The following is a 16,084-nucleotide window of genomic DNA, read 5'->3' as shown; positions in this document are numbered from 1 at the left end:
CGTGCGTCCGCCATCCGTCGGCGCCGGGGTCGCCCGTGGTGGGGCTTCGGAGCTGGGCGTGCGACCGGGCGGAGTCGTCCGGCGATCAGCGCGGTCGCCTGGCGTCGACGGGGCCCGGACTGGTCACCGACCGGGAAGGCTGCGGGAGACGTGCCCCTCGGCTCGTCTTCGCCGGCTGTCGTGGTGACCGGGAGCGTGCCCTTCACTCCCGGGTGAAAGATAGCATGTTATCGATAACAGGAAAGACGGACAGGGCCCGTGAAAAGGGCTACGGCAAGGGCGGGACGCCGGCGCGACGTCATGAGCCGCGCGGTCGGGCCGCCCACTCCGCGGCCACCTCCTGCGGGTCACCGGTCCGGAACAGCGGAGGCTCGTGCAGCAGGAAATCGCGGTGGCTGATGTTCCAGGCGTACGCCCCGGCCATCGCGAAGACCAGCACGTCACCCACGCCGATCGGCCCGGCGGTGGCCGACCGGGAGAGCACGTCCTTCGGCGTGCAGAGCTGCCCGACGACGGTGACCGGCCCACCGTCGGTACGCGGCCCGTCGAGGCCGCCCCGCCGGTGCACGCTGAAGGGCTGGGCGTGGCCCTTCGCCGCCGGTGTACGCAGGTGGTGGGTCCCACCGGCCACCACCACGAACCATTCGCCGTAGGAGCGCTTCACGTCGACGACCTCGGTGAGGTACGCCCCGCAGTAGGCGGTCACCGACCGGCCCGGCTCGATGCGCAGCCGCACGCCCGGGTACGTGTCGAGGACGTCCGCCAGTGCCCCGCCGTACGCCGCCCAGTCGAATCGGGCCGCCGGGTCGGTGTAGTCGACCGCCATGCCCCCGCCGACGTCGACCTCGTCGGCGCCGACCTCGGTGACGGCCCACCCGACGACTGCGGCGGCGACCGTACCGGCCAGGGAGGCGTCCAGCCCGCTGGCCAGGTGGGCGTGGATTCCGCGTACGTCGATTCCGGCGGGTGGGCGGCGGGCGCACTCGATCGCGTCGGCCGGGTCCATGCCGAACGGGCTGGGCCCGCCGCCCATGACCAGGCTCGCGCCGGGGGCGTCGACCGGCAGGTTCACCCGCAGCAGCACCTGGGCCGACCGGCCGGAGGCGGTGGCCAGTGCGCCGAGCCGTCGAAGCTCGGCGGGTGACTCGACGTGGATGCGGCGCACGTCGGCGGCGAGTGCGGCGGCGAGGTCCGCGTCGGTCTTGCCCGGTCCGGCGTACGCGGCGGGGGCCCGGTCCGGTGACAGCTCGGCGAGCCTGCGCAGCTCGCCACGGCTCGCGGCCTCGAACCCGTCGACGACCGGTGCGAGGGTACGCAGCACACCGGGATCCGGGTTCGCCTTGACCGCGTAGAGCAGCTCCACCGGCCCGGGCAGTGCCGCCCGGATGGCTCGGGCCTGGGTGGCCAGCGCGTCGAGGTCGTGGACGTAGACGGGTCGGGTCATCGGGGCCCGCCCAGCGGGTTGGGCACCGGCACGAACGGCGCGGCCCGGTCGGCGTCACGCCGCCACCTGACGAGCAGGTTCGCCTTGGCGGGCAGCGGCTCCCCGGTCAGCAGGGCACGCAGCTCGGGTGGGTCGTCGAGGTCGGCCGCCAGGCGTTCGAGGACGGCCCGCAGTTCCTGCCACAGCCGCCGTTCGATCCCGGGTCGCGCGTCGGCCAGCGCACCGCAGATGCCACCGAGGTGGTTCACGAAGAGGCAGTAGACGATCCGGCGGCGGGCGTCCCGGGACCCGTAGCGGACCTGCTGGGGCACACCGTCGGGCCAACCGATCAGCCGATCGGCGTCCAGCTTCACCCCCTCCAGGTCGCGCAACAGCATGCGGACCGGGCGGCGGTCGCGGTCGAGCACGACGACCACGTTCTGCAGGTGCGCCTCGTGCACGACGCCGTGGCGCAGCCAGCACCGCAGCACCGCCGGCACCAGCAACCCGACGTACGCCCGCCACCAGGCCACCGGATCCGGTGTCACCAGCGGCGTGGCGGCCAGCGCCGCCGCGAGCATCGGGGTGTCCCCGGGACGCAGGTGCGGGCGTAGGCCGGTGCGCAGGATCGTCCCGTACGCCTCGTCCGGGCCGGGAACGTCGACGGTGCGGTAGGCGGGTTCGGCGAGGAGCCCGACCCCGTCCGGCAGCGGTACCCGCGCCAGCAGGTCGGTCAGGGCCACCGCCCCGGTGAGTTCGTAGCGGGCGTTCTTGCGCAGGCAGTTGGTGATCCGTACGTGCAGGCTGGTCTTGACGAACAGGTCGGCGGTCGGGGCGTACAGGGTGCGGACGCTCGCCGTCGGCCGCATCGGCACGCCGGCCTCGCCCAGGTCGCGCAGGAGCGCGTGCGTCGGCGGGATCAGGGACAACTGCCAGGGATGCACAGGCAGGACCCGATGCCCGGCCGGGGGTCGCGGCGGGTCGAGAGCGGCCACGAGCGCGTCGAACGGCCCGGCGCCGGCGACCAGATCATCAGGTACGGCGAGCCAGTGCAGCCGGAACGACGTCCGCAACTCCGGCGCGTACGCCCGCCAACGGTCCGGATCGCCGCTGCGCCACTTCGGGGTCGGGTGGTGCGGGTGGCCGAAGACGAGTGACTGTTCGGAGTCGACGTACGCGTCGATGGCGGGCTCGCCGGTGGGGTTCGGGTTCTCCGCCGGTCGGTCGGCCAGCAGCCGGGCGACGGTGTCCCGGCTGGCCTGGACCTGCTCGACGAACTCGTCGTTGACCAGGCCGGTACGGCTACTGAGTTCGGCCGCGACCAGGCGGGCCAACCCGTCGGCGTCGAGGTCCGCCCACCGCCCGCCGTCGGTCGTCCGCTGCACCGGGCCGACGTAGCGGTGTGCCCCGAGCGGCGAGTTCCGCGCGACCGCGCAGCGCACCGTGACGTCGAGGTGCCGTAGCCGGAGGTGCGCGGCACCGTCGACCATTCCCGGGGTGCCGTCCGGCGGGGCGAGTTCGCGGACCAGGCAACCGAAGACGGCGTGCGCGGCGGCCAGGTCGGCGAGCCGGCCGGTGTCGGTGGGCGGCCGGGAGCGCAACCGGGCGCTCGTCATCGTGTCTCCCGGAGGTAGTTCGGGCCGGTACGCAGGTAGTACTTGTTGATGTCGGCGCAACCCAGCCGCTGCTTGGGCAGCAGGGTGCCGGCGGTGAGCATCCCCTTGACGGGCAGGTGATCGGCCCGCAGGACCCGTTCGGTGAGGGTTCGCGCGGCGGGTCCGTCGCCCCAGCGGTCGCGGGCGGCGGCGAGCCGGGGTGCCAACGCGTCGGCGGGTGACGGCACGGGCAGCCCTCGGGCGGCCAGCGCGACCATGGGTGCGGCGGCGGCCAGGTGCAGGGTGATGGTGCTGAACACGTCGGCCAGTTCCTGCGGGTCGCGCGACCACATCCGGTCGTCGTCGAGGGTGATCCCACCCGGGCCACCGTGTCGCGCGTCGAGTCGGGCCCCGTCGTCGTCCTTGTAGAGCAGGCCGACCGTGCCGTCGGGGCGTACCAGCAGGTGGATGTTCTGCGGGTGCGCCTCCAGGGCTATCCCGTGCCGCAGCCAGAGGTGGACGTGCCAGTCGAGCAGCAGGTCCAGGTAGGACTCCAGCAGCGTCACCGGCCGGTCGGGGCTGATGCGTTCCAGGACGGTCCCGGCCTCCGGGTCGACGGCGGCGAGGGCCGCGACCGGCACCACGTGCACGCCCGCCAGATCGCGCGGGAACCGGCGCAGGAGGAAACTTCGCCGCTCGTCCCCGTCGACGTGCGCCCAGGTGCCCTCGTCGGCGTGCCGGATCCGCCCGGCGAAGGTCGACTCGGCGGCGGCGATCCGGTCGAGCAGCGCGGCGACGGCAGCGCCGTCCGCGAGTGAGCCCGGGCGCAGCGTGCGTCGATTGCGGGCGCCGAGGCTCGCGGTCGGCAACGGCAGCTTGAGATGCAGGTACGGGTCGTGGTCGAGCGCCACCGTCCGCATGGAGAGGGTGGGGCGTACGGTGATCGCGGGCAGGTCCGTCACCGGTAGCGCGTCGCGCGTCGCGGTGATCGGGTGCACCGGCAACAGGACCTGGTCCGGGCTCTGGGCGCGCGGCCACCAGGACGGGAGTTCGCCGGTGAGCCGGACGGCCTCGGCGGGAGCGGCGTGCCACCGCAACGTGAACCGAGGGTTGTGCTCCGGGGCGTACCGGAGCAGTTCGTCGTCGTCGAGACCGTGCCGGCACCGGTCGGTGGGGTACACCGGGTGGCCCTGGTGGGCGGCGAGCACATCGTCCAGGAGCGCCGCCGGCAGACCCGTCGGGGTGCTCGCCCGTTGGGCGACCATCTCGGCGAACACCCGTTGCCGGTTGCGGGCGGCGAGCCGCCGGGCCCGCAGGTCGGCGCGGCACTCGACGCCGAAGTCCCGCCAGCCGGCCTCGGCCTCGGCGCTGCCGCTCGGGGCGAGCAGCGTCAGCAGCCCTTCCAGGGTGTCCGTGCGGTGGGCGCCGCCGTCACCGTCGAGCAGCACCACCATCGGCGCGGCGCTGCGTAGCGCCTGCTGGAACCCGTCCGCCCGCACCGGGACGCGCAGCAGGCCGGCGGGGTGCGGCACCTGCCACCAGTCGGGGCCGTCCGGTCGGCCGGTGCTGAGCAGACCGAGGTGGTCCTCGCGCAGCAGCGCGTCGAGCACCCGGGCGAAGAGCTCCCGCTCGCAGTCGTCGGTCACGCGACGATGGTCCACTCGAGGTCTCTGCGGAAGGCGGCCAGCGACTGCCGGACGGCGTGCTCGTCCGGGCCGACGGCGTGCAGCACGGCGAGGTAGTCGCGGTTCGTTCCGGTGTGCTCGGCGACGCGGCCCACCTCGCGCAGCGGATGGCAGGCCAGCCGGACGTCGCCGTGCACGGCCTCCACCCGGCCCGGCGCGGTGACCAGGCGGCCGGGGCGGTCCGCGCAGACGTACTCGACCTGGGCGTACCGGTCGACGGTGGCGGGCAGGCGCAGAGCGGTCAACGGCTCGCCGAGGTGCAGGCGGATGACGTGCTCGAACAACGGCACATCGAGCAGTTCCGCGAGGATCAGGTCCATCCGGTCGCCGATCAGCCGGTAGTTCACCTCGATCAGCCGGACCCGACCGTCGGAGACGACGTACTCGGTGTGGCAGGCGCCGAAGCCGACCCCGAGCGCGTCGAGGCACGCCCGCAACTGGACGCTCTCCCGCTCCGCCGGGGGCGACCAGGCGAGGGTCTCCTCGGTGAAGGTCGGCGGTGGCCCGAGGCCGGTACGCCAACCGCCCAGGGAGGCCAGCGCGACGCCGTCGCCGAGGGTCTCGAAGGTCCGCAGCTCGCCGACGAGGTACTCCTCGACCACCAGGGCGACGTCCGGGCGGCGACCACGGATCTCGGCGACCCGGGCGGTCAACTCGGACCCGTCGACCACCAGGTACGCGTCCTCGCTGGCCACCCCCGAGCGGGGCTTGACCACGGCCGGGAACATCCCGTCCGGCACCTCCGGCACGGCACCGGGGTCGATGGTGACGGTGCGTACCAGATCGAGTCCGGCAGCCGCGATCGCCCGGCGGGCCGCGGCCTTGTCCTTGCACAGACGGGCGGCGTCGGGGTCCTTGCCGGGCAGGCCGAGCTGTCGGGCGGCGATCGCGGTGACCTCCTGAAGGTGGTCGCTATTGGACAGTAGCGCCACCGGTGGGATCGGTGCCGTCGCCGCGACCACCGCCGCCGGGTCGCGGACCGCGCAGAGCGCCACCGGGACGTCGGTCGGCCACTCGGCGGGCCGGTCGGTCAGCACGGTGACCGGGAGCCCGAGCGCCGACGCCGCGGGGAGGAACCCGTCCACGACGGCGTCGGTGGGGTTGAGCGCGGTCAGGTACAGCCGCAACGACGCCTCCGTCGACCGCCGACAGGTGTCACGCCCCGGCCTGCACGGCGTCCGCGGTCGGTTGTTCCGCCGGGTGGACGGCGGGGCCGGAGCCGGCGGGAAAGCGCCGCTGGTGGGCCAGGCCGAGGACGACCCCGGCGACCACCAGCACGATGGCGGCGACCGCCACCGCCGGGTAGCCGACCCGGTCGGCGGCCGCGAGGCCGATGGACGCGGCCACGAACGAGCACACCAGGCCGAACGACGACAGGACGGTGAAGTCGGTGCCGCCGGTGTCGGGGCGCGAGTAGTCCATGTTGACGGTGTAGAGCACCACGTTGGCGATCGTGTAAGCCACCATGAAGCAGCAGAGCGCGGCGACCGTCGAGCCCAGCGGCGCGCGACCGTTCATCAGTGGGAGCAGGAGCAGTGTCGACACCGTGAGGGCCGCGCCGCCGACGACGAGGACGCCGCTGCGCCCGAACCGCCCGATGCCCAGACCGGCGACCAGACCGGCCACGATGGCCGGCGCGCTGATCACCACTCCGGTGACCACGCCGATCCGGCCCAACGACCACCCGGCGTCGACCAGGGCGGGCGTGACCAGGGCGTACGCCATCCCCGCGCCGACGTAGACCAGCGGCACCACGCCGAACGTCCACCACCGGCAGCCCGGCTGGCCGAACACCGACAGCAACGCCCGGTAGGCGGTGCCGATCCCGGCCACCCGATCGGTACGGGGTGGCTCCCGGAACCGCCACACCACCAGCAGGCCGACCGCCGTCATCGCGGCCAGCAGGCCGATCGCCGGAACCCAACCGAACCGGTCGTAGACCAGGACGCAGGCTCCACCGCCGAGCAGGTTGCCGAGGTAGCTCGCGGCGACCTGGATTCCGTTACCGGTCCCCCGGCTCGACGCGGCGAGCATCCGGACCGCCACGGCGTCCACGGCGATGTCCTGCGTGGCGGAGAAGAAGACGTACGCGGCGCAGATCGCGACGATCGGGCCGAGCGCGTCGGCCGGGTCGGAGAACGGCAGCAGCGCCAGCAGGGCGAGCACCAGGGCGCTCTGGAGCACGAGCAACCAGGACCGGTAATGCCCGCGGTGCCGGGATCCGTACCGGTCCAGGATCGGTGCCCAGAGGAACTTGACCGGCCAGATCAGGCCGACGATCTGCAGCAGGGCCAGAGTGTCCAGCGAGGTGCCGCCGTCGCGCAGGATGGCGGTCAGCCCGACGGTGATGAAGCCGACGCCGAGGTACTGCGTGACGTACAGCGCGGTGAGCGTGCCGAGCTTGCCCTTCATGCGGCTTTCCAGTAGCCGAGGGAGGTGACCCGGTCCTTGTCGACACCCAGCGTCCGCCGGATGTGTCGGGTGATGCCACGGGTCGTGGCCGCCTCGCAGGCCACCCAGTAGTGCCCCGCGCCGCCGGTCGGCAGGGCCGCGCAGACCGTGTCGACGAGGTGTTGACCCCCGTCGCGCCGAGGAACCCAGGTGACGTCGTGGTGCGCTCGGGCGCGCGGCGCGAGGGCCTTCTCGCCGTCGTGGGCGTACTCCAGCCAGACCGTCGCCGGGATGTCGGCACCGGCGTCGAGCAGGCTGTTCACCGCGGGCAGGGAGGCCGCGTCCCCGACGAGGTAGAGGTGCTCGGGTGCCGGGTCGGGCAGCTCGAACGCGCTGCCCTGGACCGTCGCGCTGATGGTGTCGCCGATTTTGGCGGTGGTGGCCCAGCGGGCGGCGCAGCCGTCGTGGATGGCGAATTCGAGTGTGAAGCGGCCGGTGACCGGGTCGGGGTCGACGAGTGTGTACGCCCGCTGGTGCGCCCGGCCGTCGTTGTCGAACCACAGCCGGATCCACATCGTGGGGTGCACGCCGCACGCCTCCAGCAGGCCGCCACCGTCGAGCAGGAGCCGCTGGTAGTGGCCATCGATCGACTCGGTGCCCAGCACGGTCAACCGAAAGTCCCGGCCGCCCATGGCCTTGAGGACCAGGGCCTCCCAGTTCCGTTTCACGCACCCCTCCAGGTAAGGTCATCCTTGGTTAGGGGAGGTTAACCTAAGTTGGGCAGTGGAAGGAACAGAGGACAGCACCCGATGACGTACCTGGAGAAAGTCGCCGGTCTCGGTGAGCTGTCGTTGGTGACCGTCGACCCCGACCGCCACGCCGCACTCCTGCACGGCTGGGTGACCCTGCCCCGCAACTCGTTCTGGGGCATGGGGTCACACACCCTGGACGAGGTACGCGAGATCTACGCCTTCGTCGACAGCCTGCCGACGCACCACGCGTACCTGATCATGGTCGACGCGGAGCCGGTCGGCCTCTTCCAGACCTACCAACCGGAGGCGGACCCGGTCGGCGAGCGCTACCGCGTCCAACCCGGCGACGTGGGGATGCACCTGCTGCTCAGCCCCGAGCGACGTCTGGCCCGCGGCCTCACCAACGTCGTCGGCCCGGCCCTCGCCCGCTTCCTGTTCCGTGATCCGTCCGCGCGGCGGATCGTGGTCGAGCCGGATGTCCGCAACCACCTCGCGCTACGCCGACTGGAGATCGAGGGTTTCACCCTCGACTCGGAGATCGACATGCCCGACAAGCGGGCCCAGCTCGCGTTCCTGACCCGGGACCGGTTCGAGGCGAAGCACCCGACGCCGGCCTGACCACCGGCGCGGGGCGCGTCAGCTGTTGGCGCTCCAGAAACCGATCAGGGTCGCGGTCCACCAGCCCACCTGAGAGACGGTGGCTGCGACGACACCCGCGAGCAGAGCCGACCAGGGCGGACGGCCGTCCGCGACGGTGAGTCGATCGCGGACGCGGCCGAGGAACAACCCGTTGACGCCCACCGCCAACACCGCGAGCAGCTTGACCCAGACCAGCCCGGAGGACGTGTCCGGCCCCAGGGCGGCCCCGCTGGCGAGGAGACCCACCAGGCCCAGCCAGATGAGCAGGTGTGCGCCTCGTGCGGCGGTCAGCACGCTCCCGAGCGGTTCCCGGCGGAACAGCCAGCGGAGGCTGATCCAGTCCACTGTCAACACCGCCCCGAAGCCCACCACGAGGCAGGTCAGGTGGCAGAAGAGGGCGACCATCCGCCAACCCGGGGAGAGAGCGACGTGTGGCGCGACCAGGATCGCGGACAACCATCCGGCGCCCATCGCCACCACCGAGGCGACGATCGCCCGATGACCGGCGGCGCGGCGGTGACCACCGCGCCACCGCACGGTCGGTGCCGAGGCCACCCGGGGCGGCGAGGAGACCCGGGTACGGTGCGCCGCGCGTCGGGCTGGGCGAACGACCGACGACGCCTCGGCGCGGTGGGCCGCGGTGGACAACCGTGACGGGGTACGGACGGCGGCGTGGAGGTCAGACACTCAGTCGGCCCGCGGGGCGCCGGGCTGACCGTCCAGCGCGCTCAACTCGGCGGTCCGCGCCTGCTGGATCCGAGCGGCGAGCGCCTTGAGCTCGGGGCTGCCCCCGGCGGTCTGCTCGCCCCGGCACAGGACCACTGTCTGCGCGAGGTGCGCCCGCAACAGCGCAGCCGCCCGGGACGGCACCTCGGCGTCGGGCGCGGCGCGCAGCTCGGCGAGGCTGGTGGCGGTGACCATGCCGGGCATCTGGTGCCCCTCGTGGATGTTCGACTCCGGAACGTTTCCCGCGGCCAGGATCCCGCGCAGATCCCGCAACTCGGTCTGGTGCGCCTGCCGAACGTCGCCGAGCAGGGCCCGCAGTGACGGATCCGAGCCCGCCGTAGGCCGGGTGTCGAGGTGGTCGATCAGTGCGAGCGCACCCTCGTTCATCGGGATCAACAGTTGGATGAAGGCGTCGTCGGTGCCGTTGAGCACCACGGGCGCGGTCGGCGTCACGGCGGCGGGTGCCGGGGCTGCCGTCGACGGAACCGCGGCCGACCGGTCTGCCGTCTGGTCGGCGCGACCCCAACCCTGGCTGACACCGACGGCCAGCGTCGTCGCGATCAGTGTCGCGACGACACCGACGATCCGCCGGACGCGACCCTCGGCCCCGGAGCGCCCAGCCGGGACCGGTTGGTCCACCGGCGCAGACCCGGTCAACGGGCGGCCTGGAAGGCGCGGCCGACCACTGTCGCCTGGCTCCCGCTGCTGAACAACCCGGAGCGGTCCTTGTCCGTGGCCGGCAGACCGAACCACGCGTAGCGCTGCACGTAGGAGAGTTGGCCGAGCATGGCGGTGGCCGCTGTGAGGAAGGCCGCCTGCTGCTCCGGAGCGGGGAACCGCGCCCCGCCCCCGTCGAAGCGGATCAGGGCGAACTCGGTCAGCCAGATCGGCTTCCGATACCGCTGGTAGACGGCCTGGAGGTACTGCCGCAGCTGGTCGACCGCGGCGGGGGTCGCGAAGTCGCCACCGAACCAGTGCAGGGTGATGAAGTCGACCCGGTGGCCTCGGGCCTGCGCACCGGTCATGAACCGGTCGAGCCAACCCTGCGGATCGGACGCGCCGACGGCGACCGCCGGGCTGCCCAGCCTGCTGCCCGTCGCCATCAGCTGCGGCCACAGGTCGAGTGCCTGCTCCACGGTCATGTTCGCCTGCTCGGCCATGTCCGGCTCGTTGAAGGTGAGCAGGTCCGGCCCCGCCGCCTTCGCCCGCGCCAGTTCCGGGGCGGTGACGTTCTCCGCACTACGGATCATGGGCACGAACGTGACACCTCGCGGAGTGCTGATCCCCTGGTGGTGGGTGCTCCAGGTGTAGTACCAACCGGCCTTCGAGGCGGCCAACGCCTGACTGGCCCCGGCGAAGTTCCACACCCCGACGCCCTTGCGGGCGGAGCTGACCGCCGGGGCCACCGGCGCCTTCGACGAGGGCCGTGCGCTCGGCGACGGCGCGACGCTCGGCGGGGCGACGGGTGTCGGCGCGGCGGACGGCGGAGCGGCCCAGGAGGGTGCGGACGGATCGTCCGGGAGGATCACGACCGCCGTGGTGATGGCCAGGACGGCCGCGGCCACACCGGCGGCCAGGGACGGGACGAGGCCACGGGGCCGGTGCAACGCGAGGTCGGCGACGCTCGGCCCGCCGCCCGGGTCGGCGGACGGGGTCGGCCCGGTGCCGGGTGCGACAGCCGAGCTCGGGGGCCCGACGACCTGCGCGGCGGCGGTCGGCGCGGCCGTGCCGGGGAGGTGGGCGCTGAGGCCCGCCGGCAACGGCAGCATCGGCAGGCCGGCGAGCAGCCGGTCGATCGGCAGGAGTGTGGAGCCGAGTTGCCCGCAGACCGCGCAGTCGCGGATGTGTCGGGCCAGTCGCTTGCGCCACAGCGGGCTGGGAGTGCCGTCCCACCCGGCGGCCACCGCCTGCAGGTCGGGACACCCGGGTCGGGCCCGCAGCGCACGTACGACGCCTCGGGCGCTCTGGATCTGCTCCTTCATCCGGTGGATCCGCACCGCGACATGCCCCGGTGAGAGCCCGAGAGCGTCGGCGACCTCGTTGCGGGCGATCTCGCCGGTCTCCTCCAGCCACCACAGCGACAGCAGCTCCTGGTCGTCCGGGTCGAGCCAGCGGGTCGCCTCGGCGACCTCCCGTCGCTGGTCGGTGAGGCCGAGCCGGAGGATGGTCATCCCCGCGAAGTCGGAGGCGGGGTCGGGCACGTTGTGGATCGCGTCGAGCCCGGCGTCACGGTTGAGCGCGACGCGTCGGCGCTGCTCCCAGTCGCGCACCTGACGGATGGCGATCGCCACCAGCCAGGATCGGTACGCCGTCGGGTCGTTGAGCGCGGGCAGGTAACGGATGACCCGTACCAACGTCTCCTGGACCACGTCGTCGACGTCGGCGTGACCGCGCAGCGCACGCCCGACGATGTTGTAGACCAGCGGGAGCGAGGCCGCGACGACGTCGTCGAGGGCGCGCTGGTCGCCCTGTCGGGCCGCGACGACCAACCCGACATCGGGTAGTGCTCGACCGGCTGACGACATCTGGGTCACTCCTCGTGTGCTCGTCCGCGCGGCGCCCGCGCTGTGCGTTCACCGCCCTCAAGATCGGAGACTCACGGCGCCGGGTCGGATTACAGAATTGTCGGGCCGTCGACGGGCCGGAGGCCACCCAGGGGCGTGGACGCGACGTTGAGCGACAGATACCCGCGTCACATCATACTTTCGGCTAGTTAATTATCCGTCTTTCGGGTAGCGTCAGGTCGTCAGGTGAACGACATGACGCGGTGGTGAGGCCCGTGATCGTGCCTTACGACGCGCACCCCGGCCCGCACGTGCGCCCCGGCGACAGCCGGTTCGGAGATCCCTTCCGGTCGATCCGATCGACGGGCGACTGCGGGAAGGACCATCCCCATGGCCAGCATCGTCGGTACAGCGACCAGCACCCCCCTCCGCCTGCGGAGCAGTGACCAGAGCCCGGACGATTTGCTGGCCACCATGGCCGCGACCCCGGCCGACGACCCGCGCCGCGCGGCGCTGCGGGACCACGTCATCGAGGCGTGGTTGCCACTCGCCCGGCACCTGGCCCGCCGCTACACCGGGCGGGGCGCCGCCGACGAGGACCTGACCCAGACCGCTTCGGTCGGGCTCATCAAGGCCGTCGACAACTTCGACCCCAGCCGGGGCATCGACTTCGCCGGGTACGCCATCCCCACCATCATCGGCGAGGTCAAGCGGTACTTCCGGGACCGCACCTGGGCGGTGCGCGTGCCCCGCCGCCTCCAGGAACTACGCCTGTCGATCAGCGCGGCGAACAGCACCCTGACCCAGACCCTCGGTCGTTCGCCGACAGTGGCCGACATCGCGTCCCACCTCGACCTCTCCGAGGAGACCGTCCTGGAGGGGCTGGAGGGCGCCCGCGCCTACCGGACCACGTCGCTCTCCACCCCCATCGGGGCCGACGGCGACCGGGAACTCGCGGACACCCTCGGCGGCGACGACCACGAGTTCGACCTCGTCGAGATCCGGGTCGCCCTCGGCCCGGCCCTCGCCACGCTGCCCGAGCGGGAACGCGAGATCCTGAGCCTGCGCTTCCACGGCAACCTGACCCAGGCCCAGATCGCCGACCAGGTCGGCGTCTCGCAGATGCACGTCTCCCGACTGATCACTCGATCGCTGGCCACGCTGCGCCGCCACCTCTCCGACGACGACGTCTTCTGAGACCGCTCAGAGCTGCACGACGCGACCCACCCGCGGTGGCGTCCGGCCCGCGAGCACGTCGAGCCACGCCTCCCGGAGCACCTCCGGGCCCACCCCCGCCTGGACGTCGAGCCAACCCCCCACGACAGCGGTGAACCGTCGCCACGCCTCGGTGAACCGTTGGTCGAGCCCGTCGCGGCCCCAGTCCCGGCTGCGCTTACGCATCTGGACCGGCGCGAAGAACACCTCCTCGGCGGCGTCGGCGTTCGGGGTCTGGTTGGTGAGCCCGACGGCGATGTCCCGGACGAGCCGGTCGCCGAGGTGCCGGCGCAGGGCGGCACGGGTCGCAGGCGCGCCGGACAGATCGAGGTAGACGGTCGGGACGGCGTCGAGAGCGTCGATGTCGTCGTACGAGACGACCTCGTCGTAGCAGCCCAGCGACCGGGTGAAGGCCAGGTTGCCGGGCGACGTCAGCCCGACCAGGCGTGGCCCGCGACCGCGCGACTCGAACGCGGCGGCGTACGCCGTCTTGCTCGACGCCGATGACACGAGCAGCGATTCGGCACCGTAGAAGTCGTTGTCGGCAACCTGGTCGGCCAGCATGAACGAGGTGAAGAACAGCGGCCGGAACAGGATCAGCAGATCCTCCTGGTCGGGCTGGTACGCCGGGTCACCGCCGATCGACCGGTACGCGTTGTACGGCGACGGTAACTCGGCCCGGTGCGGGCTCGCGTCGCGGAAGCCGGAGGTGTCCACCCGGTCGGGACGCACCAGCAGGTGACCCGCGGGCGGCAGGTATCCGTAGACCCGCTGCCCCACCTCGACCCCGGCGACCGTCGAGGCGACCACCTCGGCGAAACCCCAGAGCGGCGGCAGGCCCCACTGCGGCCCGAGCCCTCGCGAGGTCGGCGGGAAGAACTCCCAGTAGCGCATCGCGTCGCCGAGCACCGCGTACGTCACGTTGTTGGCGGTGACACCGACGCGGTCCACCCGCAACACCGCCTCGCCGTCGGCCGCGACCGGTGGGGCGCCATCGACGAGCGTGGTCCGCCCGAGGTCGTCACGCGTCACGGCGAAGGTCCAGGAATCGGCCATGAGGTGACGCTAGACACGACCGCGAAGGGAGACAAGTGCACTGGGAGTGCAAAATCCCACTCGGTGCACCGCCCGCCTTGGCCGCCGCGTACCCCAGGGTGCCCGCGCCCGGACGACCCCGTGCCAACGCTGACCGGCCGCGCTCACTCCAGTGGGTGGAGGCGGGCCGGATCGCCCGGCCGGAGGCTGTCCGGGGCGTCGTCGGCGGTGCTGGCGGCGATCGAGCCGAGCAGAGCCAACGAGCGGGCGGACTCCGTACCGGGCTCGGCGTGGTAGATCACCAACAGCTGCCCGTCGGCGCCCGCGACCGCCAGCTTGTCGCAGTACAGGTCGAGGTCACCCACCTCCGGATGGTGGAGCCGGCTGACCACGCCCTCGCGACGACGCACCTCGTGACGTGCCCACAACCGGCGAAAGCAGTCGCTCTTGATCGACAACTCCCCCACCAGCGCCGCCAGCCGTGGATCGTCGGCGTCTCCGGCCGAGTCGGCACGCATCTGCCCCACCACGCTCTGCATCGCCTGCCGCCAGTCCCGGAACAGGTCCTGCTCGGCCTGGTCGAGGAACACCGCGCGGAGTCGGTTGGCCCCCGGGGCGAGATTCGGCGAGAGTGCCCTCGCCATCGGGTTCGAGGCCAGGATGTCGAGGTAGCGGTTCTGCACGAACGCCGGCATGGGGAGCTGCCGCAGCAGGTGCAGGATGCTGGCCGGCACCCGCTCGACGGCCGGCCGGGCCGCCCGACGCGAACGCACCCGGGTCAACCCGATCATGTACGCGGTCGCCTCCGGGTCCAACCGCAGCACCCCGGCGAGGGCATCGAGGACCTGCACCGAGGGATGCCGCTCGCGCCCCTGCTCCAATCGCAGGTAGTAGTCGGCGCTGATGCCCGCCAGCATCGCCACCTCCTCCCGCCGCAACCCCGGCACCCGGCGCAGACCCACGCCCGGACCGAGCCCCACGTCCTCGGGTCGAATCTGCTCCCGGCGGGCACGCAGGAAGTCGCCGAGCTGGTTGGTCGCGTCCATGCCCTCGACGGTAGGCCGCTTCGCCGACCGGTGACTGGTCGTGTCACTACCAGGAACAACTCGCCCTGCCGGCCGAACGGCCACCGGCGCACAGTCACAGCTGACCACTGCGATGACGGATAGAGGACGACATGAGCGAGAACCTTCCCGGCGGCCCGCTGACCCTGGCCGACGGCCTCACCCTGAGCCGGATGGGTTACGGGGCGATGCAGTTGGCCGGCCCCAGGGCCTTCGGCCCGCCCCGCGACCGCGAGCGCGCCCTCGCCGTGCTCCGCGAGGCCGTCGACCTGGGTGTCCGGCACATCGACACCAGCGACTTCTACGGCCCGGTGGTGGTCAACGAGCTGATCCGGGAGGCGCTGCACCCGTACCCCGAAGATCTGCACCTGGTCACCAAGGTCGGCGCGCGGCGCGGCGACGACGGCTCCTGGATCCCGTCGCTGGACCCGGCGGACCTGAAGGCCCAGGTCCAGGAGAATCTCCGGCACCTCGGCCTGGATGTCCTCGACGTGGTCAACCTGCGGGTGGGCATGTCGGAGAGCACCACTGACGCGCCCCTCGGTGAGCAGTTCGCCGCGCTGGCGGAGCTGCGGCAGCAGGGCCTGATCCGGCACCTCGGGCTCAGCGGCGTCACGCTGAACCAGCTCACCGAGGCCCAGGCCATCGCGCCCGTGGTCACCGTGCAGAACCTCTACAACCTCGCCAACCGACAGGACGACGCCCTCGTCGACAGGTGCGCGGCGGAGAACATCGCGTTCGCCGCGTTCTTCCCGCTCGGCGGGTTCACGCCGTTGCAGTCCGACACGCTCAGCGGCGTGGCCGCCCGGATGGGCGCCTCACCACAGCAGGTCGCCCTGGCCTGGCTGCTTCAGCGCTCCCCCACCACCGTGCTGATCCCCGGTACGTCGAGCGTGGCACACCTGCGGGAGAACGTCGCCGCCGCCCACCTCGAACTGCCCTCAGACGCGATCGAGGAGCTGGACGCGGCCGTCGCCTAGCCAGGAGTCGAGCCGAGGCGGAGTCCGGTGGCGATCCGGACCGGCGTTGCGGCCCGGGTTCGTCGCAGGCGGGTC

The 16,084-nt window shown here is 72.6% G+C and carries 14 protein-coding genes; 3 read left to right on the top strand and 11 right to left on the bottom strand.

All coding sequences use genetic code 11. From position 1 onward, the window contains the following. Positions 1–298: 298 nt before the first annotated feature. The 6 genes from O7616_RS08015 to O7616_RS07990 are packed head-to-tail and all read right to left on the bottom strand — an operon-like array spanning position 299 to position 7,822. Complete coding sequence (locus tag O7616_RS08015; protein WP_282306248.1) at positions 299–1,444, bottom strand: alanine racemase; 1,146 nt, start codon at positions 1,442–1,444, stop codon at positions 299–301. Next, positions 1,441–3,039 (bottom strand): IucA/IucC family protein, encoded by a 1,599-nt coding sequence (locus O7616_RS08010; RefSeq protein WP_282306247.1) that lies wholly within the window; start codon positions 3,037–3,039, stop codon positions 1,441–1,443. Before O7616_RS08010 ends, O7616_RS08015 begins: the two co-directional genes overlap by 4 nt. After that, positions 3,036–4,664 (bottom strand): IucA/IucC family siderophore biosynthesis protein, encoded by a 1,629-nt coding sequence (locus O7616_RS08005; protein WP_282306246.1) that lies wholly within the window; start codon positions 4,662–4,664, stop codon positions 3,036–3,038. The genes O7616_RS08010 and O7616_RS08005 overlap by 4 nt, the downstream gene beginning before the upstream one ends. Then, positions 4,661–5,830 carry a siderophore biosynthesis protein gene (locus O7616_RS08000; RefSeq protein ID WP_282306245.1) on the bottom strand — a complete coding sequence of 390 codons (1,170 nt, stop codon included), beginning with the start codon at positions 5,828–5,830 and terminating at the stop codon, positions 4,661–4,663. Before O7616_RS08000 ends, O7616_RS08005 begins: the two co-directional genes overlap by 4 nt. Positions 5,831–5,858: 28 nt before the next feature. Beyond that, positions 5,859–7,115, bottom strand: coding sequence for an MFS transporter (locus tag O7616_RS07995; RefSeq protein WP_282306243.1), 1,257 nt, complete (start codon positions 7,113–7,115; stop codon positions 5,859–5,861). Further along, positions 7,112–7,822 (bottom strand): siderophore-interacting protein, encoded by a 711-nt coding sequence (locus O7616_RS07990; protein WP_282306242.1) that lies wholly within the window; start codon positions 7,820–7,822, stop codon positions 7,112–7,114. The genes O7616_RS07995 and O7616_RS07990 overlap by 4 nt, the downstream gene beginning before the upstream one ends. Positions 7,823–7,903: 81 nt before the next feature. Between O7616_RS07990 and O7616_RS07985 the strand changes: the two genes are divergently transcribed. Then, the gene (locus O7616_RS07985; RefSeq protein ID WP_282306241.1) at positions 7,904–8,464 is read left to right on the top strand and encodes a GNAT family N-acetyltransferase; all 561 of its coding nucleotides are present in this window, start codon (positions 7,904–7,906) and stop codon (positions 8,462–8,464) included. Between the two features lie 18 nt (positions 8,465–8,482). Here O7616_RS07985 and O7616_RS07980 read toward each other — a convergent pair whose 3' ends face one another. Genes O7616_RS07980 through O7616_RS07970 form a run of 3 tightly spaced genes read right to left on the bottom strand, consistent with a single transcriptional unit; the run spans position 8,483 to position 11,736 of the window. After that, entirely contained in the window at positions 8,483–9,172 is a 690-nt protein-coding gene (locus tag O7616_RS07980) for a hypothetical protein (protein ID WP_282306240.1), read from the bottom strand. Continuing rightward, entirely contained in the window at positions 9,173–9,850 is a 678-nt protein-coding gene (locus O7616_RS07975; protein ID WP_282306239.1) for a DUF305 domain-containing protein, read from the bottom strand. Between the two features lie 14 nt (positions 9,851–9,864). Continuing rightward, positions 9,865–11,736, bottom strand: a complete 1,872-nt coding sequence (locus O7616_RS07970; RefSeq protein ID WP_282306238.1) for a sigma-70 family RNA polymerase sigma factor — start codon at positions 11,734–11,736, stop codon at positions 9,865–9,867. Positions 11,737–12,189: 453 nt separating this feature from the next. On the opposite strand from O7616_RS07970, the gene O7616_RS07965 reads away from it, so the two are divergent. Continuing rightward, positions 12,190–12,912 (top strand): RNA polymerase sigma factor SigF, encoded by a 723-nt coding sequence (locus tag O7616_RS07965; RefSeq protein WP_282307559.1) that lies wholly within the window; start codon positions 12,190–12,192, stop codon positions 12,910–12,912. Positions 12,913–12,918: 6 nt separating this feature from the next. Here O7616_RS07965 and O7616_RS07960 read toward each other — a convergent pair whose 3' ends face one another. Together O7616_RS07960 and O7616_RS07955 are read right to left on the bottom strand one after the other, a co-directional pair. Continuing rightward, the gene (locus O7616_RS07960) at positions 12,919–13,986 is read right to left on the bottom strand and encodes a DUF2855 family protein (protein WP_282306237.1); all 1,068 of its coding nucleotides are present in this window, start codon (positions 13,984–13,986) and stop codon (positions 12,919–12,921) included. 143 nt (positions 13,987–14,129) lie between these two features. After that, entirely contained in the window at positions 14,130–15,011 is an 882-nt protein-coding gene (locus O7616_RS07955; protein WP_282262844.1) for a helix-turn-helix transcriptional regulator, read from the bottom strand. Positions 15,012–15,142: 131 nt separating this feature from the next. Here O7616_RS07955 and O7616_RS07950 point away from each other — a divergent pair, with 131 nt between their 5' ends. Beyond that, the gene (locus O7616_RS07950) at positions 15,143–16,009 is read left to right on the top strand and encodes an oxidoreductase (protein WP_282306236.1); all 867 of its coding nucleotides are present in this window, start codon (positions 15,143–15,145) and stop codon (positions 16,007–16,009) included. Positions 16,010–16,084: the final 75 nt, after the last annotated feature.

It is taken from the genome of Micromonospora sp. WMMD964, assembly GCF_029581455.1.
GTDB lineage: Bacteria > Actinomycetota > Actinomycetes > Mycobacteriales > Micromonosporaceae > Micromonospora.
This window is presented reverse-complemented; position numbering and strand designations above follow the sequence as displayed.

Bases quoted from the DNA above. Each gene is read 5' to 3' on its own strand.
- O7616_RS07995 (WP_282306243.1), bottom strand. From the start codon at position 7,115: ATGAAGGGCAAGCTCGGCACGCTCACCGCGCTGTACGTCACGCAGTAC.
- O7616_RS07970 (WP_282306238.1), bottom strand. From the start codon at position 11,736: ATGTCGTCAGCCGGTCGAGCACTACCCGATGTCGGGTTGGTCGTCGCG.
- O7616_RS07960 (WP_282306237.1), bottom strand. From the start codon at position 13,986: ATGGCCGATTCCTGGACCTTCGCCGTGACGCGTGACGACCTCGGGCGG.
- O7616_RS08015 (WP_282306248.1), bottom strand. From the start codon at position 1,444: ATGACCCGACCCGTCTACGTCCACGACCTCGACGCGCTGGCCACCCAG.
- O7616_RS07985 (WP_282306241.1), top strand. From the start codon at position 7,904: ATGACGTACCTGGAGAAAGTCGCCGGTCTCGGTGAGCTGTCGTTGGTG.
- O7616_RS07955 (WP_282262844.1), bottom strand. From the start codon at position 15,011: ATGGACGCGACCAACCAGCTCGGCGACTTCCTGCGTGCCCGCCGGGAG.
- O7616_RS07950 (WP_282306236.1), top strand. From the start codon at position 15,143: ATGAGCGAGAACCTTCCCGGCGGCCCGCTGACCCTGGCCGACGGCCTC.
- O7616_RS08010 (WP_282306247.1), bottom strand. From the start codon at position 3,039: ATGACGAGCGCCCGGTTGCGCTCCCGGCCGCCCACCGACACCGGCCGG.
- O7616_RS07965 (WP_282307559.1), top strand. From the start codon at position 12,190: ATGGCCGCGACCCCGGCCGACGACCCGCGCCGCGCGGCGCTGCGGGAC.